The 22,751-nt window shown below is 36.4% G+C and carries 21 protein-coding genes; all 21 read right to left on the bottom strand.

The window, feature by feature from the left end:
- Positions 1 to 51 precede the first annotated feature (51 nt).
- Complete coding sequence (cotE, locus tag DPQ31_RS19965) at positions 52 to 594, bottom strand: outer spore coat protein CotE (RefSeq protein WP_001288802.1); 543 nt, start codon at positions 592 to 594, stop codon at positions 52 to 54.
- Between the two features lie 126 nt (positions 595 to 720).
- Positions 721 to 1,152, bottom strand: a complete 432-nt coding sequence (locus tag DPQ31_RS19960) for a YlbF/YmcA family competence regulator (protein ID WP_000870465.1) — start codon at positions 1,150 to 1,152, stop codon at positions 721 to 723.
- Positions 1,153 to 1,155: 3 nt separating this feature from the next.
- Entirely contained in the window at positions 1,156 to 2,685 is a 1,530-nt protein-coding gene (miaB, locus tag DPQ31_RS19955; RefSeq protein ID WP_001005380.1) for a tRNA (N6-isopentenyl adenosine(37)-C2)-methylthiotransferase MiaB, read from the bottom strand.
- Positions 2,686 to 3,116: 431 nt separating this feature from the next.
- On the bottom strand, positions 3,117 to 3,983 hold the full coding sequence (locus DPQ31_RS19950) for a 2-oxoacid:ferredoxin oxidoreductase subunit beta (RefSeq protein ID WP_000190161.1): 867 nt from the start codon (positions 3,981 to 3,983) through the stop codon (positions 3,117 to 3,119).
- Positions 3,970 to 5,727, bottom strand: coding sequence for a 2-oxoacid:acceptor oxidoreductase subunit alpha (locus DPQ31_RS19945; RefSeq protein WP_000625412.1), 1,758 nt, complete (start codon positions 5,725 to 5,727; stop codon positions 3,970 to 3,972). The genes DPQ31_RS19950 and DPQ31_RS19945 overlap by 14 nt, the downstream gene beginning before the upstream one ends.
- 227 nt (positions 5,728 to 5,954) lie before the next feature.
- Positions 5,955 to 6,878 carry a dipeptidase gene (locus tag DPQ31_RS19940; RefSeq protein WP_097957671.1) on the bottom strand — a complete coding sequence of 308 codons (924 nt, stop codon included), beginning with the start codon at positions 6,876 to 6,878 and terminating at the stop codon, positions 5,955 to 5,957.
- Between the two features lie 58 nt (positions 6,879 to 6,936).
- A complete protein-coding gene (gene spoVS / locus DPQ31_RS19935) occupies positions 6,937 to 7,197 on the bottom strand; it encodes a stage V sporulation protein SpoVS (RefSeq protein ID WP_000404341.1) in 261 nt (86 codons plus the stop codon).
- A 149-nt stretch (positions 7,198 to 7,346) separates the two neighbouring features.
- On the bottom strand, positions 7,347 to 8,141 hold the full coding sequence (locus DPQ31_RS19930) for a TIGR00282 family metallophosphoesterase (protein WP_001221099.1): 795 nt from the start codon (positions 8,139 to 8,141) through the stop codon (positions 7,347 to 7,349).
- A 147-nt stretch (positions 8,142 to 8,288) separates the two neighbouring features.
- Positions 8,289 to 9,854 (bottom strand): ribonuclease Y, encoded by a 1,566-nt coding sequence (gene rny, locus DPQ31_RS19925; protein ID WP_000204713.1) that lies wholly within the window; start codon positions 9,852 to 9,854, stop codon positions 8,289 to 8,291.
- Between the two features lie 483 nt (positions 9,855 to 10,337).
- Entirely contained in the window at positions 10,338 to 11,369 is a 1,032-nt protein-coding gene (gene recA / locus DPQ31_RS19920) for a recombinase RecA (RefSeq protein ID WP_001283854.1), read from the bottom strand.
- Between the two features lie 144 nt (positions 11,370 to 11,513).
- Positions 11,514 to 12,752, bottom strand: coding sequence for a competence/damage-inducible protein CinA (gene cinA, locus DPQ31_RS19915; RefSeq protein ID WP_208730915.1), 1,239 nt, complete (start codon positions 12,750 to 12,752; stop codon positions 11,514 to 11,516).
- A 20-nt stretch (positions 12,753 to 12,772) separates the two neighbouring features.
- Entirely contained in the window at positions 12,773 to 13,351 is a 579-nt protein-coding gene (gene pgsA, locus DPQ31_RS19910) for a CDP-diacylglycerol--glycerol-3-phosphate 3-phosphatidyltransferase (protein WP_001052980.1), read from the bottom strand.
- Positions 13,352 to 13,414: 63 nt separating this feature from the next.
- Positions 13,415 to 14,329, bottom strand: a complete 915-nt coding sequence (locus DPQ31_RS19905; protein ID WP_000137455.1) for a helix-turn-helix domain-containing protein — start codon at positions 14,327 to 14,329, stop codon at positions 13,415 to 13,417.
- 21 nt (positions 14,330 to 14,350) lie between these two features.
- Positions 14,351 to 15,136, bottom strand: coding sequence for a DUF3388 domain-containing protein (locus DPQ31_RS19900; RefSeq protein WP_000574107.1), 786 nt, complete (start codon positions 15,134 to 15,136; stop codon positions 14,351 to 14,353).
- Between the two features lie 138 nt (positions 15,137 to 15,274).
- A complete protein-coding gene (locus DPQ31_RS19895) occupies positions 15,275 to 15,523 on the bottom strand; it encodes a DUF3243 domain-containing protein (protein ID WP_000114447.1) in 249 nt (82 codons plus the stop codon).
- Positions 15,524 to 15,598: 75 nt separating this feature from the next.
- On the bottom strand, positions 15,599 to 16,312 hold the full coding sequence (gene ymfI / locus DPQ31_RS19890) for an elongation factor P 5-aminopentanone reductase (protein WP_208730914.1): 714 nt from the start codon (positions 16,310 to 16,312) through the stop codon (positions 15,599 to 15,601).
- A gap of 100 nt (positions 16,313 to 16,412) precedes the next feature.
- Positions 16,413 to 17,699 (bottom strand): EF-P 5-aminopentanol modification-associated protein YfmH, encoded by a 1,287-nt coding sequence (gene yfmH / locus DPQ31_RS19885; RefSeq protein WP_208730913.1) that lies wholly within the window; start codon positions 17,697 to 17,699, stop codon positions 16,413 to 16,415.
- Positions 17,700 to 18,974, bottom strand: a complete 1,275-nt coding sequence (gene yfmF / locus DPQ31_RS19880) for an EF-P 5-aminopentanol modification-associated protein YfmF (RefSeq protein WP_000772425.1) — start codon at positions 18,972 to 18,974, stop codon at positions 17,700 to 17,702.
- 209 nt (positions 18,975 to 19,183) lie between these two features.
- A complete protein-coding gene (locus DPQ31_RS19875; protein WP_000008852.1) occupies positions 19,184 to 20,143 on the bottom strand; it encodes an ABC transporter permease in 960 nt (319 codons plus the stop codon).
- Positions 20,144 to 21,202 carry an ABC transporter permease gene (locus DPQ31_RS19870; protein ID WP_001085263.1) on the bottom strand — a complete coding sequence of 353 codons (1,059 nt, stop codon included), beginning with the start codon at positions 21,200 to 21,202 and terminating at the stop codon, positions 20,144 to 20,146.
- Complete coding sequence (locus DPQ31_RS19865; RefSeq protein WP_000456934.1) at positions 21,195 to 22,727, bottom strand: ABC transporter ATP-binding protein; 1,533 nt, start codon at positions 22,725 to 22,727, stop codon at positions 21,195 to 21,197. Before DPQ31_RS19865 ends, DPQ31_RS19870 begins: the two co-directional genes overlap by 8 nt.
- Positions 22,728 to 22,751 lie beyond the last annotated feature (24 nt).

Raw genomic sequence — 22,751 nt, 5'->3', positions numbered from 1 at the left:
CACCACTTATGTAAAGTAAAAAGCTAGGAAGAACTTCTCCCTAGCTTTCTATTACTCTTCTTCTGCGTCAACGATAAAGTTCGGATCTAATTCTTCAAACTCATCATCATCGACTTGGAAATCCTCATCTGATTCTACACAACCTTCAGGATTTACACTTACACAAATTTTTGTTTCCCCAACTACTTCTGTTACAAATTCACGTTCTACAGTTACAACAATTTTATTCCCATTTGGCGATACAAGAGCTTCTAAACAATTTGGCGGTTGAATGACACGAGCAATAATTTCTAAATCGTCACCAGAGAAGTTCTTATCACGATAACCAATGCTTACTTCGTCAGTGTAGTTCACACGTTCTGTTACAACTTCAGTCTTTGTATTGCCATCAAACGAATACCAAGTGTTCACATCATAGAAACCTTCAATTTCTACATGTTTTCCATTCTTTCTCGCTTCGTACGAGTGGTTAATTACCCAGCACCCTAAAATACTTGTTGGCTCATTATTCGATTCACATGTATGCGTTGACTTTGTATACTTACGTCCTTTTCCAACCACTGCTTTTGTAATAATCTCTCTAAATTCGGACATTCGTAACCCTCCTCAATCACTATTCACTTAATCATATGCGTGACAATAGCGGAATGTGTCATTCTTTTTTTGAGAAGAACTTACGTTTAATCCACTAAAAAAAAGAGATGTCAATATGACATCTCTTTAACAACCACAATTTCCTTTTTTACTTTCTACCGCCGCACCAGTTTCACCCTTAAGTACATCGCCGCCAGTTGAAACTAATATTTCATCTGTAACATTATTAGAAATGGTACTCGCAACTAACTGTAGTAAGTCATTTACATATGTTTGTGAAGATTTAAACTCCTGCACAACTGGAATATTGTCTAACTTATCTTGAAGTGCGTCAATTTCAGCTTCTACTTTTTTCAAAGCTTCCCACTTCCCGTAATGTTGCAAGTTAACTGCTTGTTTTTGCAATGCTTTAATTTCATCAATTGCGTGCTTTACATTTTCATTTTTATGAATTTGCGCCTCTGCTTTCTTAAAAAAATCAACTTCTTCTGTTTCAGAAATCATTTTCGCTAATTCTTTCGCTTGCTCTACAATTTCGTCTTTGGTATATACTTTCATCTATTATTTCACCTCAATCGGTTCCTCAACTAATTCCCCGTTAAGAGACCAAGTTTTTGCTTCCGTTATTTTTACTTTCACAAGCTGACCAATTAAAGATTTTGAAGCGACGAAGTTTACAAGTTTATTCGTACGAGTATAACCTGCAAGTACTTCCGGATTATTTTTACTTTCCCCATCAACTAACACTTCTACAACTTGACCTTTATAACGATTATTCTTTTCAACTGCCAACCCATTTACGAGTGTGTTTAATCGTTGTAGTCGTTCTTTCTTTACTTCCATAGGCACATTATCTTTCATTTTTGCAGCTGGTGTACCTTCTCGCGGGGAATAAATAAATGTAAATGCAGTATCAAATCCTACTTCACGATATAACGACATCGTTTCTTCAAATTGCTCATCTGTTTCATTTGGGAAACCGACGATAATATCAGTTGTTAATACTGCGCTTGGAATTGTTTCTTTAATTTTTCTTACAAGTTCTAAATAATGTTCACGTGAATATTTACGTGCCATAATTTTCAACATATCTGTGCTTCCAGATTGAACTGGTAAGTGAATATGTTCCACTAGATTTCCACCTTTTCCAAGCACTTCAATTAAGTGGTCATCGAAATCACGTGGATGACTCGTTGTAAAACGAATACGGGCAATATCAACTTTACGAAGTTCGTCCATTAAATCGCCAAGACCGTATTCTAAATCTTCAAAGTCTTTACCATATGCATTTACGTTCTGTCCAAGTAGCGTAATTTCTTTATAACCATTCGCAGCTAAATGACGAATCTCTTGAATAATATCTTCTGGACGCCTGCTTCGCTCTTTTCCGCGTGTATACGGTACAATACAATATGTACAGAATTTATCACAGCCATACATAATATTTACCCAAGCTTTAATATCGCCACGACGTACTTTCGGAAGGTTTTCAATTACGTCTCCTTCTTTTGACCAAACTTCAACTACCGTCTCCTTCGAGAACATTGCATCTTTTAGAATGTAAGGTAATCTATGAATATTATGCGTGCCAAATACCATATCTACATGCTGATTCTTTTGCATGATTTTATTTACAACAGATTCCTCTTGAGACATACAACCACATACACCAATTAAAAGGTCCGGATTTCTACGTTTTAATGATTTTAAATGACCAAGTTCACCAAACACTTTATTTTCAGCGTTTTCACGAATTGCACAAGTGTTTAATAAAACTACATCTGCATCTTCAGTTGAAAATGTCGGTTCATATCCAAGTGTTGTGAAAATACCTGCCATTACTTCCGTATCATGCTCATTCATTTGACACCCATATGTACGAATATAAAACTTTCTTCCTGCACCAAAATTACGAAACTCTTCAGGTAAGCCAAAATCCCGTTCAATTTTAACTTCTTCTTTTCCACGCTTTTTGGCATCTTTTAAGGAAGGTGGTTGATATACGCTTTCAAAGTATTTGCTATAATCTTTCTCTTCTTTTTTCGTAGAGGAATTTGCTTGTTGACTTGCTAATCGTTGTTGCTCGTTCATCGGTAATCTCCTTTCACCCTTAACTATACACACTCTGTAGTCTATTTTAATGTGCTTAGACCCACCTTAAAAATGGTTAGATAGCTTGATTGAGAGATAACTTGTCCTTTGAAACTTGAGTAATCGATCTAATCATCCGTAAGAATGAAGTCTTCCTCACACAAATAGACATTCCCTTTTTATTATTTCATCTTGTCCTACCCAAAAGCATATTGCTTTATCCCTATACACATTACCATAGTATGAAGCGTTTAGCCAATTTTAACAAGGAATAGGCCCTGCCTTATCTTACATTTCATAAGCAATGAACTTGCCATTTCCATACAGCGATCCTTATATTATTTTACCATTCTGAATTTTCTAAGTAAACAAAGCTATCCTATATTTTTCATTCAGTAAAAAAAGGTTGCCAAATGGCAACCTTCTAATCGTTACATAAATTCAGCAACAAGCTCATCAAACATTTTCTGATCCATATTTAAATCAGCTTGTACTAATGGCTTTTCACTATAGCCTTTTACAAGTTCTTGATATGATGGTTGCGCAGTATTTTGATAAATTAAACCTGTTACTAATCCGTTATTTTCCATTAATGTTTGCATAGCCATCATGCGATTAGATGGATCATATCCCTCTACTGTACTTAGTTTCGTTAAGTTCTCTTTGAACCAATCGTACGTATTTACTTTATTATAAGTAACACATGGACTAAATACATTAATTAATGAGAACCCTTTATGGTTAATACCAGCTTCAATAATTTGCGTTAATTCTTTTAAATCACTTGAAAAGCTTTGCGCCACAAATGTTGCACCAGCTGTTAATGCCATTTCCATAACATTTAATGATGGTTCAATCGAACCTTGTGGTGTACTTTTCGTTTTAAATCCAGCTTCACTACGTGGTGAAGTTTGGCCTTTTGTTAATCCGTAAATTTGGTTATCCATTACTATATACGTAATGTCAATGTTTCTACGAATAGAATGGATTGTATGTCCCATACCAATCGCAAATCCATCACCGTCACCACCTGATGCGATAACTGTTAAATCACGATTTGCCATTTTCACACCTTGTGCAATCGGAAGGGCACGTCCATGAATACTATGCACACCATATGAATTAATATAACCTGATATACGACCTGAACAACCAATACCAGAAACAACAGCAAGTTCATCTGGATTTAAGCCAACGTTAGCTGCCGCACGCTGAATTGCAGCTTGCACCGAAAAGTCTCCGCAACCTGGGCACCAGTTTGGTTTTACACTGTTACGAAAGTCCTTAAATGTTGCCATTTAATACAACCCCTTTTTTGCATTCGTTGTAAATCTCTTTTGGCAAGAATGGGTTTCCATCATATTTTAAAAGACTAGAAATTTTCTCACCACTACCAAGATTCATTTTCATAATGTTAGCAAGCTGACCAGTCGCGTTGTTTTCTACAACTACAACACGTTTTGCATTTTTCACAAGTGGATCGATTTCAGCTTTCGGGAACGGGTGAATTAAACGGATTTGAGCATGGTTTACTTTCATACCCTCTTGTTCTAAACGCTCCATTGCCTCTTCGATCGCACCACGAGTTGAGTTAAATCCAACAAGCAATACATCTGCTTCCTCATGCTTAACATTTTTATAAACAGGGGTATTAAACTTCAAGTTCTCCATTTTACGGAAACGTTTGTCCATTTGATCTTTACGGTTTATTGCCGATTCAGATGGTTTACCAGTTTCATCATGTTCTACACCTGTAACATGGTGAATACCATTTTTCATACCAGGTAAAACACGTGGTGAAACGCCATCTTCTGTTACTTCATAACGCTTGAAGTATGCTTTATTTTCACGTTCTGGTAATTCTGCTTCTAAATCCAGCTTACCGCGACGAATTTCCACTTTATCTAACGTAAGCGGTTCTACAGTTTGTTTACCTAAAGAAAGCTGTAAATCCGTTAAGAAAATAACAGGCACTTGATATTCTTCAGCTAAGTTAAACGCTTCTACAATATCATAGAAAGCTTCTTCCACTGTACTTGGCGCCATTACGATTTTTGGAATTTCACCATGCGTACCGTAAATCATCGCCATTAAATCAGACTGCTCTTGTTTCGTTGGTAACCCCGTACTTGGACCACCACGTTGCGTATCAACAATTACTAGCGGTGTTTCTGTAATACCTGCTAAACCAATCGCTTCCATCATTAAAGAAAGACCAGGCCCTGCAGATGCTGTTAATGTACGAACACCAGCATAGTTTGCGCCAATTGCCATTGTACAAGCTGCGATTTCATCCTCAGTTTGGATTACTGTTCCGCCGACTTTAGGCAATTTTTTAATTAAGTATTCCATAATTTCAGATGCAGGTGTGATTGGATATGCTGACATAAAACGAGCGCCACCAGCTACCGCACCAAATGCGATTGCATCGTTTCCAATCATAAACATGCGTTTCTTACCATCAGCTTTTTCAAGCTGCATCATGTTTACTTTCTCACCTAGCAATTCTTTCATATATTGAGAGCCACGTTTAATTGCGTCCATATTCTTTTGAACGACTTGCTCTCCTTTACGACCAAAGATTTCTTCAACAACATCCAAATAAGCTGTTTCGTCTAAACCTAATACCGCACTTGATGCTCCAACAGCAACCATGTTTTTCATTAATGATGTACCTAATTCTGAAGCAATATCTGTAAACGGTATCACATATAAATTTACATCTGTATTGTCAGGTATTGTTGGATTAAATTTCGCATCCGCAACGACAATTCCGCCTGGACGTAGTTCGTGGAAGTTAAAATCAATTGTTTCTTGATCAAAAGCAATTAAAATATCTAAGTCATCTGAGATCGCACGTACTTCTGTTGTACTTACGCGAATTTTATTATTTGTATGGCCGCCTTTTATACGTGATGAGAAGTGGCGGTAACCGTATAGGTAATATCCTAATCGGTTTAATGCTATACAGAAGATTTCCCCTGTACTTTCAATTCCTTCACCTTGTTGGCCTCCAACTTTCCATGAAAGTTGACTAATCATCTCCTACACCCCTTTTGGCTGCATTCATTGTAGTGTATTTTTTTACAGTATTAGTTTAGCATTTTTTATGCAAATAAACTACAACGGACGCAAATTATGCCTCTTCTGATTTCCCTGAATCTTAAGTATAAAGCTATTTCGTTTTTCATTCTAGTATTAGGTCCTAAAAAAAGCAATAATATCAATTGGATTTATTTTAATTTTTCTGATTTTTTAAAACAAAACACTTAAAAACTTATATGTTCAACAAAGTTATCATACAAAAATCGTTCTACAGTTGATGCAGCATAGTGTTTATATAGTTCATTAATTACATTTTCATAATCTTCATACACCGATACATTTACAACTGTTTCTAAAATCCCATCAAAATCTGAACCAAACCCTATGTTGTTTTCTCCACCTAGCGAACAAATATAATCGATATGTTTTATTATATCTGTAATATTCGCTTGTTTTTCATTTGTAAGAAACTGAGGTACAAAAGTGACACCAATCATGCCATTTCGCTTTATAAGGAATTGAATTTGTTCCTCATTTAAATTACGTGGATGGTCACACAGTTTATAGCAATTTGAGTGAGATGCAATAGGATTATTTGCAATTTCTATCACATCCCAAAAACTTCTCTCATTTAAATGGGACAGATCGGTCCATAAATGTAACGTATTAAGTTCTTGTACAACTTGTCTACCGAAAGTAGTTAAGCCTGCTCCACGTGTCTCTAGCGCCCCATCAGCTAACAAATTCGCATAGTTCCATGTTAATCCAAAGGAACGTACACCTAATTGATAAAACAAACGTAATTTCATCGCCTCTTTTCCAATTGCTTCGCATCCTTCTAATGTTAAAAGAGCTCCAATCTCGTCCTGTTTTAACATACTTATATCAGCTTTCGTTCGGATCAACTTCACACCTGGTAGCGATAAAATTTCATTATAAAAAATATCTATCATTTGTAATGCCGCTTCAAAACGTTTTTCATATGCTACTGTTTCTGGCACATATATAGCAAAACATTGTATACTTCCTTTTCTTTTCTTTAATTGTTCAAATGTAATATGTAATTGTGAATCATTTTTAAAATTCTTTTTCCCCTTTGCAATCCATAACTGTAAGAGTACATCACAATGAGCATCAAAAATTTTCATTTTCATTCCTCCACTATAAAAATAACCTGTTTGCATACTGCAAACAGGTTGTTTAAACTTAACGAGGTTCTACAATTAATTTTATTGCTGTACGCTCTTCCCCATCAATCATAATATCTGTAAACGCTGGGATACAAATCAGGTCCAAACCACTAGGCGCTACAAACCCTCTTGCAATTGCTACTGCTTTTACCGCTTGGTTCAATGCACCTGCACCAATAGCTTGAATTTCTGCTGTTCCGCGTTCGCGAATAACACCTGCAAGTGCACCAGCTACAGAATTAGGGACCGACGTTGCTTTAACTTTTAATATTTCCATTCCGCGTTTCCTCCTCGTTTCTTTAAAAAGTATTAGCAATTATATCACTTTAACTTATATTCACGAGGAATGGCGCGTATTCCTGCTAAATTTTCGTAATTTTTCTAAAAAATTAAAATATAATAACTTATCTAAATCTTTACGGAGATTTACTCAAAAAATGGTTGATCGTCATTAATTAAAATGCGCTCAATTTTCTTTGCTTTTCCTGTATTCGGATCCACATCAATTAGCACTGCACTTAATTGTGTTCTACCATTCGTCACTTCAAATCTTACCGGTAAGTTTGTTAAAAACTTCTTCAAGACCGCTTCTCTATCCATACCTAAAATTCCGTCATACGGGCCTGTCATACCAACATCTGTAATGTATGCTGTTCCGCTTGGTAAAATACGATTATCTGCTGTAGGTACATGAGTATGTGTACCTACTACCGCTGTAGCACGACCATCTACATACCAACCTAGCGCTTGTTTTTCACTTGTAGTTTCCGCATGAAAATCAACAAAGATAATATTCGTACGTTTTTTCGCAATGTTAATTAATTCATCCACTTTTCGAAATGGACAATCAATCGGAGGAAGGAACGTACGCCCTTGTAAGTTAATAACTGCAACTTCTGTTCCATTACAATTCACAAATATAAGACCTTTTCCCGGTGTTCCTTCTGGGAAGTTAGCTGGTCTTGCAAGATATTTTGCATCATCAATAAATTCAAATACCTCACGATTATCCCAAGCATGGTTTCCAAGTGTAACCGCTTGTGCGCCGCACTCTAAAAAGTTTCGATAAATTTTTTCTGTAATACCACGCCCACCTGCTGCATTTTCTCCATTAATGATTGTTACTGTAGGTGTATATTTTTTCTTTAACGCCGGTACGTATTGTTGAATCATACTTCTACCAGGAGATCCTACTACATCCCCAACAAATAATATTCTCATATGTCTTACCCTTTCTATGTACTACATTTTTTATTACTATAACTTCAAGCAATTTCCTTACAACCAATTTATTATAAGTTTGTTTCACTTGATTTTCTTTATTTTATCCAATTCCAACACAAAAAAATAAAGTGGTGTTTCACCACTTTATTTTGCGTATTCCACTGCACGTGTTTCACGAATAACAGTTACTTTAATATGTCCTGGGTAATCCAGTTCATTTTCAATACGTTTTCGAATATCACGAGCTAAACGATGAGCTTCTAAGTCATCGATTGTATCTGGTTTTACCAGAATACGAACTTCACGTCCTGCTTGAATTGCGAATGATTTTTCAACGCCTTCATAAGACTCTGAAATCTCTTCTAACTTTTCAAGACGACGAATGTAGTTTTCAAGCGTTTCACTACGAGCTCCCGGTCTTGCAGCTGATAATGCATCTGCTGCTGCAACTAAAACTGCAATGATAGAAGTTGGTTCTGTGTCACCATGGTGAGATGCAATACTGTTTATAACTACAGGATGCTCTTTATATTTCGTCGCGAGTTCAACACCAATTTCAACGTGGCTACCTTCTACTTCATGATCAATCGCTTTTCCGATATCATGTAATAGACCTGCACGTCTTGCTAGTTTTTCATCCTCACCAAGCTCTGCTGCCATAAGTCCAGTTAAATATGCAACTTCCATAGAGTGTTTTAAGACGTTTTGTCCGTAACTTGTACGGTATTTCAAACGACCTAAAATCTTAATTAAATCTGGATGTAATCCGTGAACACCCACTTCAAACGTTGTTTGCTCTCCGACTTCGCGAATATACTCGTCCACTTCACGTCTTGATTTTTCGACCATCTCTTCAATACGCGCTGGGTGAATACGTCCGTCCTGTACTAGTTTATCAAGAGCGATACGAGCTGTTTCACGACGAATTGGGTCGAATCCAGAAAGGATTACCGCCTCTGGTGTATCATCGATAATTAAGTCAATACCCGTTAACGTTTCTAACGTACGAATATTACGACCTTCACGCCCGATAATACGTCCCTTCATTTCGTCATTTGGAAGATTTACAACCGAAACGGTTGTTTCAGCAACATGATCAGCTGCACATCTTTGCATTGCAAGAGATAAAATCTCTTTTGCTTTCTTATCCGCTTCTTCTTTCGCGCGAATTTCACTTTCTTTTACCATAACGGCAATTTCATGAGAAACTTCACTTTCCACTTTACCAAGAATAATTGCTTTCGCTTGTTCGCGTGTCAGATTGGAAATGCGCTCTAATTCTGTTTGTTGCTTTTGAACTAACTCTCCCACTTTGCTTTCCAACTCTTCAATCTGTTGTTGTTTCGCTACAAGAGAATCCTCTTTCTTCTCTAACTGTTGCTCGCGCTTATCGAGCGTTTCGTCTTTACGATCAAGGTTCTCTTCTTTTTGCATTAAACGATTTTCTTGTTTTTGTAATTCGCTTCTACGGTCACGAATTTCTAATTCAGCTTCAGTACGAAGTGTATGAATTTCATCCTTTGCTTCTAAAAGCGCTTCTTTCTTAAGTGCTTCAGCATCACGATTCGCTTCGTCTAAAATACGTCTCGCTTCATTAGCTGCACCATTAATCTTCGCTTCAGCAATAGACTTTCGAACAAAAAAGCCAACAACTGCACCGACTGCTGTTGCAAGCAAAATGGAGATGAGTATCCAAAATGTACTCGTCATGATTTCACCTCCCCTTGCTATGAATGAAAAAAGACTGTCGGCATGTACATTGAATTACAACATACAGCAAAGACCGTCGTCCCGCTTTTTTAAGGGACTTTCTTCATTTCACAATTAAAATGTCATATTATTATTTCGGCAAGATTTAAACCTTACTCCGAATATTACTTCTCTTCTTGAGAAGAGTATATCGTATATAAGAAAAAATATACATTCTCATTGTATCTATCGGAATTTTCATTGTCAAGCGTTGTCTACTTTTACTTTCTTTACCTTCAGTCCTGAATGTTATCTGAATTTGAAAAATTGATAGCATATTATCCTGGAAAACCTTAGTAAATACCATTTTATTCCCTTAAAACATATGAATATCCCTCTTTACACATCCCGTTTGAGTCAAAAAAATTTTTTTAACTACTGCGATATACGCGATTTTAATAGAAGGTAAAAAAATAAAAGACACGGGACCGTGTCTTTTATTTTTTAATCTTGAAGAGTTGAATCTTCCGTGTCTTCCACACCTGAGTCTTCACCAATTCCGTGATGATCACGAACAAAGAAGGCAATTTCCTCTCTTAAATCCGTATTCTCTTTTAAGAATTGTTTTGAATTTTCACGACCTTGTCCTAAACGTTCTTCATTATACGAGTACCAAGCACCACTCTTTTGAACGATATCAAGTTCAGAAGCCATATCTAAGATTTCACCTTCTCTTGAAATACCTTCTCCGTACATAATATCAACTTCAGCAACACGGAATGGTGGTGCTACTTTATTTTTCACTACTTTTACTTTCGTTTTATTACCAACGATGTCGTTACCTTGTTTTAATTGCTCAGCACGACGTACTTCAAGACGAACTGTTGAATAGAATTTCAACGCACGACCACCTGGAGTTGTTTCTGGGTTCCCGAACATAACCCCAACTTTTTCACGAATTTGGTTGATAAAGATTGCGATTGTTTTTGATTTATTGATTGCACCTGAAAGCTTACGAAGTGCTTGTGACATTAAACGTGCTTGTAAACCTACGTGTGAGTCACCCATGTCTCCTTCGATCTCTGCTTTCGGTACAAGAGCTGCTACAGAGTCAATTACGATAATGTCAACCGCGCCACTTCGTACAAGTGCTTCTGCGATTTCTAGTCCTTGCTCCCCTGTATCAGGCTGTGATAATAGTAATTCATCTATGTTAACGCCTAATTTTTGTGCATATACAGGATCCATTGCATGCTCCGCATCAATAAACGCTGCTTGTCCACCTTGACGCTGTACTTCAGCGATTGCATGTAATGAAACTGTTGTTTTACCTGAACTTTCAGGTCCGTAAATTTCAATAATACGGCCACGTGGGTATCCGCCTACCCCTAGTGCCACATCAAGTGCTAAAGAACCACTTGAAATTGTAGAAATTCTACGCTCAGCTTGTTCTCCTAATTTCATAATTGAACCTTTACCGAATTGCTTCTCTATTTGTTTTAACGCCATATCTAATGCCGCTTGACGATCACTCATTCAAAATTCCTCCTTAACTGAATTGCTAATCTTATTATACCTATTTTCAATTCAATTTGCCAACAAAAATCGAACATTTATTCGATTTTTTTATTTTCCATTACATAAAACTGCATTTAACCATTAAAAAAAGCTAAAAGAGACTTATATCTCTTCTAGCTTTTTATACAAATGATAAAACCCATATTTTGCTGAGCGTTCCCTAATTTGTTGACGACTTCCGCTTAAATTTAGAGGAAAGACTACAGTTGGTTCATCTTTAATCGCCAATCCAACAAATACTGTTCCCGGCTCTTTATGTTCTGAAGCATCTGGTCCTGCTACCCCAGTGAAACTAATTCCGATATCCGCTTTTAATAATTCTTTAACATTTTCAGCAAGATAACGAGCACATTCTTTACTAACTGCACCGTCAGTAGACAACACTTCCTCAGGTACATGTAAAACATGTTGCTTCACATCATTATGATAACAAATGACACCGCCTTTAAATACTGAAGACACACCAGCACTTTCTGTTACTTGATTACCGAAGAGACCACCTGTTAAACTTTCTGCACACGCTAAAGTTAATCCTTTTTTCTTCAATAACTCTATCACCTTATAGTGCAGAAACTCTTGGTCATACCCGTAGAAAAATTCTCCTACTCTTTCTAAAATCAAATCTTCCATATGCTGAATGAGTTTCTCCGCTTCATGAGCATTTTGATGCTTCGCAGTTAAACGTAATGTCACTTCTCCATCATTCGCAAGCGGGGCGATTGTCGGGTTCGTTTGTCCATCAATTAAATCTTGAACTTTCACCTCTAATTGAGATTCCCCAATTCCGAAGAAGCGAAGCACGCGAGAATAAATGTTTTCTCCTGTTGTAAAGTTACGTAAAAAAGGCTCTACATAACTTACATACATTGGCCTCATTTCTTTCGGTGGTCCTGGTAATAAAATATAAACTTTTCCGTTCTTATTTGAACCCATACCAGGTGCCATACCGTGATCATTTGCAAATACAGTTGCTCCATTCAAAACGAGTGCCTGCTTTTTATTATTTTCAGTGAACTCACGACCTGTACGCTTAAAATAATCGCTTATTAATGCTAATGCATTTTCGTCATATACAAGCTCTTCCCCTAAGCTAGACGCAATTGTTTCCTTCGTCAAATCATCTTTTGTCGGGCCTAATCCACCTGTAAAAATAAGCATGTCCGCACGTTCTTCTGCAACTTCAATCGCCTGCTGTAATCGTTTGTTATTATCTCCAACTACAGTATGGTAGTACACATTAATGCCAATTGAAGCTAACTTTTCAGATAAAAACTGGGCGTTTGTATTTGCAATTTGTCCAAGTAATAATTCCGTTCCAACCGCAATAATTTCAGCATTCATCCCAATTCCCCCATAAACTTCTATTTTGAGTTTACAAAAGCAGCTCTATTTTTCCAGAAATAATCCCATCCTGAAATAACAGTAAAAATTAATGCAATCCATATAAAGATATCAGCAACTGGAATATGGATTAAATTTAACGGTACATCGTGTAATAAATACGCTGCAATCGCAATAATTTGTGTCCATGTTTTAATTTTCCCTAATTGATTCGCTGCAACGACTTCCCCTGTTCCAGCAAGTACAAGTCGTAAACCTGTCACAGCAAACTCACGACTTATAATTACTATAACGATCCAAGCTGGTACAGATCCCATCTCGACTAATGTGATAAGTGCTGCCGAAACAAGTAATTTATCTGCTAACGGGTCAAGGAATTTCCCTAAGTTTGTTACAAGATTATACTTTCTTGCGTAATGTCCATCAATCCAATCTGTAGCTGAGGCAATAATAAAGATAAGCGCCCCTACTAAGTGTTGAATTGGTAGATCTACATCACCAATTGTGTATGAACCCCAATCAAAGGGTGCTAACATAATTACCATAAAAACTGGGATTAAGAAGATTCTAGATATTGTAATTTTATTTGGTAAATTCACAGCTATTCCTCCATCATATCAAAAACATTTGTTCATTGAAAAAAGTCATCGAAGCGATGACTGTTATTGTGCAGGTTGCTCTACCCCTTGGTTTTTTATCACCAATCTTTGGTGAAGTTCTTTTTCTGGATCCAATGGGTAAGCGACCACTTGGCCATTCAGTTTAACTTCAACATTCGTTGCATTTCCAATATTAAGTCGCACTTCTTTTGCTGTTGATAAATCACGTTTTTCTGTTTGACCACTTTGTACTGTAGTGTTTAGAATTTCATTACCCGCGTCGTCCTTAACATCTACATAACTTGTACCCTTCGCTGAAATTTCCAGTTCTAATGTTTTATTATTATGAATTTCCAAAGTAGATACCTTACCACTTGTTCCAACTACTTTTACTTCTTGTTGTCCAGTTGGTTCCTCTTTCTTTGGCTCTTCTTTTTTTGGCTCTTCTTTCTTTGGTTCTTCTTTCTTTGGTTCTTCCGCTTTCGCTTCATCTTTCTTCGTATCTAGCGGAGAATTTTCTGCTTTTTTAACTTCAATTTTCTCACTTTGAGTAGCCGGAACTCGTCCGTCATCTTTACCAGTCAGTGCTTGAATAACAAACCAAACTACGACTCCAAATGCGATTACTAACAATGCAATTAAGATTTTCGGCATATGATCTGCCATTGGCAATGATGAAGATTTTTGCATTGTTTCTTGTGTTTTTTGTCCAGTTGATACTTGTGGAACATCACGATTTTCAGATTGTGGTATCGTACTCTGATATTCTACAAGCAGTTCCTCTCCATTTAATCCAGCCGCATCTGCGTATTGTTTAATGAATGCACGTGCATAAAAAGCTCCTGGCAATACGTCATAATTGCCTTCTTCAATTGCTACTAAATGGCGTTTTTGAATTTTTGTAATCTCATGCAGCTGATCAATAGACAAGCCTTTTGCTTCTCTTGCTTCTTTCAGCTTTTGTCCTAATTCTGTCACTACTAACACCTCAATATTTCTTTAAAAGTCGAACATAGAGAAATTATTTTGCGTACCTTGCTCAATTTCATCTACTAAATTATATTGAATTTCTTCATCATAATCGTTACGTAACTCGATAATATAATCAAAATCATCCAATGTGTATTCTGACTGACTCACAAATACATCAGGATGTTCCACAACTTTCGTTGCAGGCAATCTCATAATTTCACGAACGAGTTGCCAATGCCTTTCATTGGCACGCTTTGTTGACACAATTCCATCTAGGATGAAAATATTGTCATCGCTATACTCATCTTCAATCAATTGACTACGAACAGTTTGCTTAATGAGAGTAGATGATACAAATAACCATCGTTTATTTGCACAAACACTTGCGGCAACAATGGATTCTGTTTTTCCGACACGAGGCATTCCTCGTATCCCAATTAGTTTATGGCCTTCTTTTTTCATGATTTCCGCCATAAAGTCTACAAGTAATCCTAATTCATCACGCACAAAACGAAATGTTTTCTTGTCATCTGCATCTCGTTGTATGTACCTACCATGTCTAACCGCTAGTTTATCCCTTAGCTTTGGCGGACGATATTTCGTTACCGTTATGTTATCCATCGTATTTAAAATTGATTCAAGTCTAGAGATCTGCTCTTGATTATCACACATAAGGAGTAACCCACGTCGTGCATTATCAACACCATTAATTGTGACAATATTAATGCCGAGCATACCGATTAACGAAGAAACGTCACCAAGCAAGCCAGGTCGGTTTTTATGTATTTCATATTCAAAATACCATTCAATCATCCAAGATCACTCCCCTTGCTTACTTTACACCTACGTACTATATTATATGATTTCACCTTAATAGGGAAGCTAAATGTATAATCTCTCCCGTGTAATTATTATACAAAAAAAGTAGAGAGGAGATTCTCCTCTCTACTTTTACTTATGTTGTACAAACTTAACCATTAAATTTGCGATTGTATGCTGCTCTTGTTCATCAGCAACTTTCCAAAGCTCAGACAACAATTTTTCTTGATCGTTACGCGCTTCTACTTCATTTGCTAAATAATCGCCAACACGAAATGCCATATCTGATACGGCACCATTATTAAGCCCTTTTCCTTCCGCTTGTTCTAAACGTTCTCCTAAAAAGCTCTTCCACTGATCAAAATTATCTAACACTGACATAATTAAGCACCTCACTATTGAGTAATAAAATCATGCTTAATTTGTGCAACTTTTCATTTTTTATGTAAGAATTTTTTAACAATGCCAGCCACCATTCACACCGATAATTTGTCCAGTTATGTAAGATGCTCCTGGTGATACGAGAAATGAAACTGTCTTTGCTACCTCTTCTGGTAAACCTATTCTGCCTAATGGTATCTCTTCAGCAATGCCAATCTTATCTTCTTCAGAAAAGACACTTAACATTTCCGTTTCAATTGCACCTGGTGCTACTGCATTCACACGCAATCCACTTAAAGAAACCTCTTTTGCTAAAGCTTTCACATATGAATTTTGTGCTCCCTTTACCATTGAATATAACACTTCACAAGAAGCCCCTATTTGCCCCCATATAGATGAAACAACTACAATATTTCCACTTCTCCGCCCAATCATAGGTGGAAGTGCCATTGATAGTAATTTATATACACTCTTAACTTGAAGTTCTACCATATAATTCAACTCATCATTTGTTACATCTGTCACTAATCCAAAGATACTCTTCCCAGCTGCGTATACGATAACATCAATAGGATGTTCAATTTGTCCCCACAACTGCTCTGCCCCATCATTAGAAGCTAAATCCGCTTGAACAGGAATTACTTCACCCCATTCCTTCTGTAACTCATTTACCTTCTCTTCACTGTTATTGTAATGAACATATACAGTATATCCATCTTGAATTAATTGTTTTGAAATAGCATAGCCAATCCCTCCGCTCCCTCCAGTTACTAATGCATACTTTTTCATAATTACCCTCTCTTATCTCTACAAGCTCATTTTTCATATAACTAAATAATACCCTCATCTTACAATTTATCAATGATAAGATGAGGGTATCTTTTAAATTTTATTTTTTCGGTAAAACTTGACAAACGCTCATTTTTTCTTCTGATAATAATAATTTTGCTACTTCTTGTAAATCTTGAACAGTTAGGCTTTCTAATTCAGTCAATGCATCAAACAAGCTAGATTCATTAAACGCATATCGCGTAAATTGATTTGCAATATATTCCGGTGAATTCAACGAGCGTAAAAAGCCACCAATTTTCTTTTTCTTTACTCGTTCTAATGCTGCCTCATCTAATTGATCATAATTTGTGTTTAATAAAATATCTTTCAAACGCTTTTCCAATTCATCCGGTTGCTTCGTATCACCGCCAACCATTGCAAAACCGAAGTTATTCTCTTCCGTATAATCATACGAGAACGAATCATCAATAAGCCCTTCATTATATAACGATTCATAATGAACGGAGCTTTTTCCAAATAAATAATCTAAAAGTAACGTAAGCGCGATTTCTTGTTTTAAAAGAGCTTTCCCTTTTTCTTTTAAATTTGTCGCTTTAATACCGACTAAACATTTCGGTGTTTGTACAGGCATTGAAATGATTTTCTTCTTTTCATTTACCTCATTTGGTTCATCTTCAAATGAACGTACAATTTCCGGCTGATTTTTATAATCTTTTTTCGCTTGATTTTCACGCACTAAGTCCATTGTTTCCTCTGGATCAATTGCACCAACAACAAATAGTAACATATTGCTCGGATGATAAAATGTTTCGTAGCATTCATATAATAGGTCTTTCGTAATTTTACTAATAGACTCGATTGTCCCTGCAATATCAATTTTAATGGGGTGCTTTACAAACAAGCTATCAATTAATCCAAAGTATAAGCGCCAATCTGGATTATCTTGATACATTTGAATTTCCTGTCCGATAATCCCCTTTTCTTTTTCAACAGTTTTTTCAGAGAAGTAAGGCTCTTGTACGAAATTTAACAACGTATTTAAATTTTGTTCTACATTTGATGTGCATGAAAAAAGATAAGCTGTTCTTGTAAAGGATGTGAAAGCATTTGCCGATGCTCCTTGTTTACTAAACAATTGAAAAGCATCGTGATCTTCTTTTTCAAATAATTTATGCTCAAGAAAATGCGCAATTCCGTCAGGTACACGAATCATTTCTTCTTTACCTAATGGTACGAATGTATTATCCATAGAACCATACTTTGTCGTAATCGTTGCAAATGTTTTATTAAATCCTTGCTTCGGTAAAACATATACATCTAATCCATTCGGAAGTTTTTCATAATAGAGCGTCTCTTTTAATTGCTCATAAACAATCTTCTCCATTTATTCTCCCTCCGTTCCTTGTAAAAAGTAAATTGTATCTAGTTCAATATTTTTAGCAACTTTCACAATCTCTTCTTTCGTCACACTTTCTATACCTGTTAACCATTCTTCAACTGGACGTGTACGATCTGAAATAATACCATGATATAGCATTTCCACAAATCCACGTGGCGTATCAATTGCTTCTAATATTTGATTTTGAATGACACTTTTCGTTTGATGCATCTCTTCTTCAGAAAAATCACCATTTTGCATCGCAAGCATTTGTTCTTTAATAATTTCAACTGCTTTTTCATAATTTTTTGCTTCAATCCCTGACATAACAAACAACAAGCCTTTATGACTTTCAAATCTTGATGCTGCATAGTACGCTAAACTATTCTTTTCACGGACATTTACGAATAACTTCGAATGAGAAAAACCTCCAAACAGCCCATTGAACAATTGCAGTGCGAAATAATCTTCATCTTTATATGTGACAAACGTACGATAACCAATGTGTAATTTACTTTGTTTTAATTCTTGTTTTTCAACAACTTCTTTTTCTTCATTATTTCGCTTATGAAGGAGTACATTTCTTTCTCTCACAGGACGCGCTGTAATAGAAAAATACTTACTTACAAGATCAACTGCGTTTTCTGAAATATCACCAATAATATATAGATCCATTTCATCTTCCGCTAACACCTTTTGATAATATTGATACAGACTTTCATTTGTAATAGAAGTAACACTCTCTTTTTTTCCATTTGCACTTAATCGATACGGTTCTACTTTGCACATTTCTTCGATTAAACGCTCATTTGCATAGCGCATTTTATCATCATAAGTAGCTTCAATTCTCTGCAAAAGCGCTCTTTTTTCACTTTCTACAATAGAAGGTAGGAAACTATTCCCCTCTGTTGCTGGATGTAAAACAATATCCGATAACATAGAAAGCGCTTTTTCAAATAACGGTGGTGCATCGTGTAAATATACTTCATTTGCAATGTCTACATAAATGGAGATGATATGGTCTTCCCCTTTTTTACTTACATCTACTCCCAAAGAAGATCCGTATAATTCTTCTAAATATTGACGTAGACGAATTACAGAAGGAAGTTTTTCTGTCGCACTTTGCAATACGTATGGCAATAGGGCACGCTCTGTCACCGTCTCCTCATTTAAAGGTGCTTTAAAACGAAATACAAAGGTATTTGTTTTATATTTATCAGTCGGAATAATATGTACTCGCAAACCACCTAACTCATGTAATTGTTGTTCCATTAGTTTCATTTATAGCCCTCCTTTACGTATATAGGAATATTCCTCTTCAATATACAGTTTTTAGAAATAAAAAACCAATTTTTCTTCCTTATTATGCTTACAAATGACTTTTTCTAAAAACTATAATATGTAAGGAACATAGTAAAATTTCGTATTACATATATTCTATGTAAAAAAGCTCACACTAATGTGCGAGCTTTTTTCTACTTACAAATTACTTATCGTTTTCCTTTTTCATAAGGAGTTCCTAATGCTTTCGGAGCTTCAGAACGACCTACAAAACCGACAAGTGCTAATATTGTGAATACATACGGTAATATCGTTAATAAAACACTTGGAATCTGGTCTAATACAGGAATTGTTCCACCCGTTACACTAAGAGACTGAGCAAAACCAAAGAATAGAGCTGCACCCAGTGCGCCTAGCGGATTCCACTTCCCAAAGATCATAGCAGCTAAAGCTAAGAAACCTTGTCCTGTAATAGTTGCCCCTGAGAAGTTATTAGAAATGGACATTGCAAAAATCGCTCCACCAATTCCGGCAAACACCCCTGATATACAAACGCCGATATAGCGCATTTTATATACGTTAATCCCCATCGTATCCGCTGCCATTGGGTGTTCACCAACAGCACGCAATCGAAGACCAAACGGTGTTTTATAAATAACATACCAAACAACAAATGCTAAAATAATCGCAATATACGACGTTATTGGTACATTTGAAAAGAATATTTTCCCTATAACCGGAATATCCGAAAGACCTGGAATATCAATCTTTTCAATACGGTACTGAATAAAGTCAGTCTGCCCTTTATCAAAGATCTTCTTAATTGCAAATACTGTTAAACCAAGAGATAAGAAGTTAATTGCTACACCACTTACAACTTGATCCGCTCGGAATGTAATAGATGCTACTGCATGAAGTAATGCAAATAAACCACTACCAATTGCCGCAAACAATAACGCAATCCACGGAGTCATCGTTCCCCAAGTATCACCCATTAATAAGTTTGTAACAACTCCAATAAATGCACCAAATAGCATTAGTCCTTCTAATCCGATATTTACAACACCCGATCGTTCACTAAATACACCACCTAGTGCTGTGAAAATTATAGGTGCCGATGTATATAACGTACCCGTCACAAGAATGGCTAATATATCTAAAAAGCTCATTTATTTCCCCTCCTTGCTCATGCGTGTAAGCGCCCATCTTAACACATAACTACATGCAACAAAGAAGATGATACATGCAATAATTACGTTTATAAGCTCTGATGGCACATCTGCCTCAAAGTTCATTTGAGGGGAAGCACTTTTCAAACCACCAAATAATAAAGCTGAAAGGATAATACCAAACGGATTATTTCCTCCAAGTAAGGCTACGGCAATCCCGTCAAACCCTACCCCTGTAAAGGAGGACATCGCTGTCATGCTTTGGAATGTTCCTAATCCTTCCATCGCTCCACCAATCCCTGCGAACGCACCAGCAATTGTCATGGAAAATACTACATTACGAGAAACTTTCATCCCTGCATATTGAGAAGCATGTTGATTAAATCCTACTGACTTTAATTCATAACCTAAAGTTGTTCGATCTAATAAGAACCACATTAAAATAGCGATTAAAATTGCTACAATAATTCCCCAGTGAAGGCGTGAACCGTCAGTAATGGATGCAAGCCAGTCTGAAGATAATGACGCACTCTCTTTAATGTCGTACGTTTTATCATTACCCTCGTGTAAAAAGCGCTTAATAATATCATATGTTACATATAACGCGATATAGTTCATCATAATTGTTACAATAACTTCATTAACTTGAAACTTTCCCTTTAAATATCCAGGGATGAAACCCCAGATTCCGCCTACTAACGCCGCGAATAAAATAGATAATGGAATGTGAAGAACAGCTGGTAGCGAGACTGCATAACCGAACCAAACCGCTGCAAGCCAACCAACTAACAATTGACCCTCTACCCCGATATTAAATAAACCTGTACGAAATGCAAACGCCACCGATAAACCAGCAAGAATAAGCGGTATCATTGTACGAAGTGTTTCACCAATCGCACTTGGACTGCCGAACATGCCTGTCCAAAGTGCACTATAACCAACAATTGGGTCATAGCCACTAACTAGCATTACAATCGCTCCTACAAGTAAGCCAAAAATAACGGATAGTACTGGGACTAAAATATTTATCGTTCGTTCTGTTAAAAGTTTTTTAGCCATTTGTACCCACCTGCTCCTTCTTTGTTCCTCCAGCCATTAACAATCCAAGCTGTTGTTCATTCGTTTCTTTCGCATCAACTATTGCTACAATTGTTCCTTCATAAATAACAGCAATTCGATCGCTAACATTTAAAATTTCCTCTAACTCTAGTGATAAAAGTAATACACCTTTTCCTTTATCTCTTTGCTCTATTAATCTCTTATGAATAAATTCAATTGCCCCTACATCTAAACCACGTGTCGGCTGTGCAGCAATTAATAAATCTGGATCACGGTCTACTTCACGTGCAATAATTGCCTTTTGCTGATTTCCCCCAGATAGTGCACGAGCTAACGTTTGCTCACTAGGTGTACGTACATCAAACTGTTCAATAAGTGCCTTTGCTTTTTCTGTAATTTTGCTGAAATTTAAAATCCCTTTCTTTGAAAACGGATTTTTATAGTACGTTTGCAAAACTATATTATCTCTAACAGAAAAATCAAGAACGAGTCCGTGTTTATGACGATCTTCTGGAATATGACCAATTCCTTCTTCTGTTATTTTTCTAACAGGCCAATTTGTTATTTCTTTCCCTTTAATTGCAATAGAACCTGACTCAACTTTTCGTAAACCAGTAATTGCTTCTATTAATTCACTTTGTCCGTTTCCATCAATTCCTGCAATACCAACAATTTCCCCCGCACGAACAGTTAAGTCAAGGCCTTTTACAGCAGGTAGTTGACGTGCATCGTGAACAACAAGGTTTGCAATTGAAAGTACCTCTTCTTTTGGCTTCGCGTCTATTTTTTCTGTTTTAAAATTCACTTGACGTCCGACCATTAATTCTGCAAGTTTATTTTCATCCGTATTTGCAACGTCAACCGTTCCAATCCCTTTTCCTTTACGAATAATCGTACAACGATCGCAAACTTCCATAATTTCTTTCAACTTATGTGTAATAAGAACAATAGATTTCCCTTCTTGCACAAGCTTTTTCATAATTTGAATTAGCTCATGAATTTCTTGTGGTGTTAACACAGCTGTCGGTTCATCAAATATTAAAATTTCTGCCCCGCGGTAAAGTGTTTTTAAAATCTCAACACGCTGTTGCATACCGACAGAAATATCTTGTATTTTCGCATATGGATCTACAGCTAAACCGTATTGTTCAGACAGTTTTTGAATTTCTTTAGCAGCTTCCTCAACAGCAATTTTCCCTTTTTTCTTCGGTTCGTTTCCGAGAATAATATTCTCTGTAACTGTAAAATTATGAACAAGCATAAAGTGCTGATGTACCATTCCAATACCAAGGTCATTTGCTATATTCGGATTTGTAATCTTTACAGTTTTTCCTTTAATTTTAATTTCACCTTGTTCTGGCTGGTACAAACCAAATAGTACATTCATCAATGTGGATTTCCCTGCACCATTTTCTCCAAGTAAAGCATGTATTTCTCCCTGCTTTACTTGCAGCGTAATATCATCATTCGCTACAATGCCTGGGAATACTTTCGTAATGTTATTCATCTCAATTACGTATTCCATTGTGTTCCTCCTTTTAACAGGGAA

The sequence above is a fragment of the Bacillus sp. COPE52 genome (assembly GCF_003355115.1).
Lineage (GTDB): Bacteria > Bacillota > Bacilli > Bacillales > Bacillaceae_G > Bacillus_A > Bacillus_A toyonensis.
Note: the sequence above shows the minus strand (reverse complement) of the source record. Positions and strands in the feature narration are given on the sequence as shown.

Bases quoted from the DNA above. Each gene is read 5' to 3' on its own strand.
- yfmH (WP_208730913.1), bottom strand. From the start codon at position 17,699: ATGGAGAAGATTGTTTATGAGCAATTAAAAGAGACGCTCTATTATGAA.
- DPQ31_RS19875 (WP_000008852.1), bottom strand. From the start codon at position 20,143: ATGAGCTTTTTAGATATATTAGCCATTCTTGTGACGGGTACGTTATAT.
- DPQ31_RS19930 (WP_001221099.1), bottom strand. From the start codon at position 8,141: ATGAGAATATTATTTGTTGGGGATGTAGTAGGATCTCCTGGTAGAAGT.
- spoVS (WP_000404341.1), bottom strand. From the start codon at position 7,197: ATGGAAATATTAAAAGTTAAAGCAACGTCGGTCCCTAATTCTGTAGCT.
- recA (WP_001283854.1), bottom strand. From the start codon at position 11,369: ATGAGTGATCGTCAAGCGGCATTAGATATGGCGTTAAAACAAATAGAG.
- DPQ31_RS19960 (WP_000870465.1), bottom strand. From the start codon at position 1,152: ATGAAAGTATATACCAAAGACGAAATTGTAGAGCAAGCGAAAGAATTA.
- DPQ31_RS19940 (WP_097957671.1), bottom strand. From the start codon at position 6,878: ATGAAAATTTTTGATGCTCATTGTGATGTACTCTTACAGTTATGGATT.
- DPQ31_RS19895 (WP_000114447.1), bottom strand. From the start codon at position 15,523: ATGTCAGTGTTAGATAATTTTGATCAGTGGAAGAGCTTTTTAGGAGAA.
- DPQ31_RS19950 (WP_000190161.1), bottom strand. From the start codon at position 3,983: ATGGCAACATTTAAGGACTTTCGTAACAGTGTAAAACCAAACTGGTGC.
- DPQ31_RS19870 (WP_001085263.1), bottom strand. From the start codon at position 21,202: ATGGCTAAAAAACTTTTAACAGAACGAACGATAAATATTTTAGTCCCA.
- cinA (WP_208730915.1), bottom strand. From the start codon at position 12,752: ATGAATGCTGAAATTATTGCGGTTGGAACGGAATTATTACTTGGACAA.
- ymfI (WP_208730914.1), bottom strand. From the start codon at position 16,312: ATGAAAAAGTATGCATTAGTAACTGGAGGGAGCGGAGGGATTGGCTAT.
- miaB (WP_001005380.1), bottom strand. From the start codon at position 2,685: ATGAACGAGCAACAACGATTAGCAAGTCAACAAGCAAATTCCTCTACG.
- DPQ31_RS19945 (WP_000625412.1), bottom strand. From the start codon at position 5,727: ATGATTAGTCAACTTTCATGGAAAGTTGGAGGCCAACAAGGTGAAGGA.
- cotE (WP_001288802.1), bottom strand. From the start codon at position 594: ATGTCCGAATTTAGAGAGATTATTACAAAAGCAGTGGTTGGAAAAGGA.
- yfmF (WP_000772425.1), bottom strand. From the start codon at position 18,974: ATGAAACTAATGGAACAACAATTACATGAGTTAGGTGGTTTGCGAGTA.
- DPQ31_RS19900 (WP_000574107.1), bottom strand. From the start codon at position 15,136: ATGATTGAATGGTATTTTGAATATGAAATACATAAAAACCGACCTGGC.
- rny (WP_000204713.1), bottom strand. From the start codon at position 9,854: ATGACGAGTACATTTTGGATACTCATCTCCATTTTGCTTGCAACAGCA.
- DPQ31_RS19865 (WP_000456934.1), bottom strand. From the start codon at position 22,727: ATGGAATACGTAATTGAGATGAATAACATTACGAAAGTATTCCCAGGC.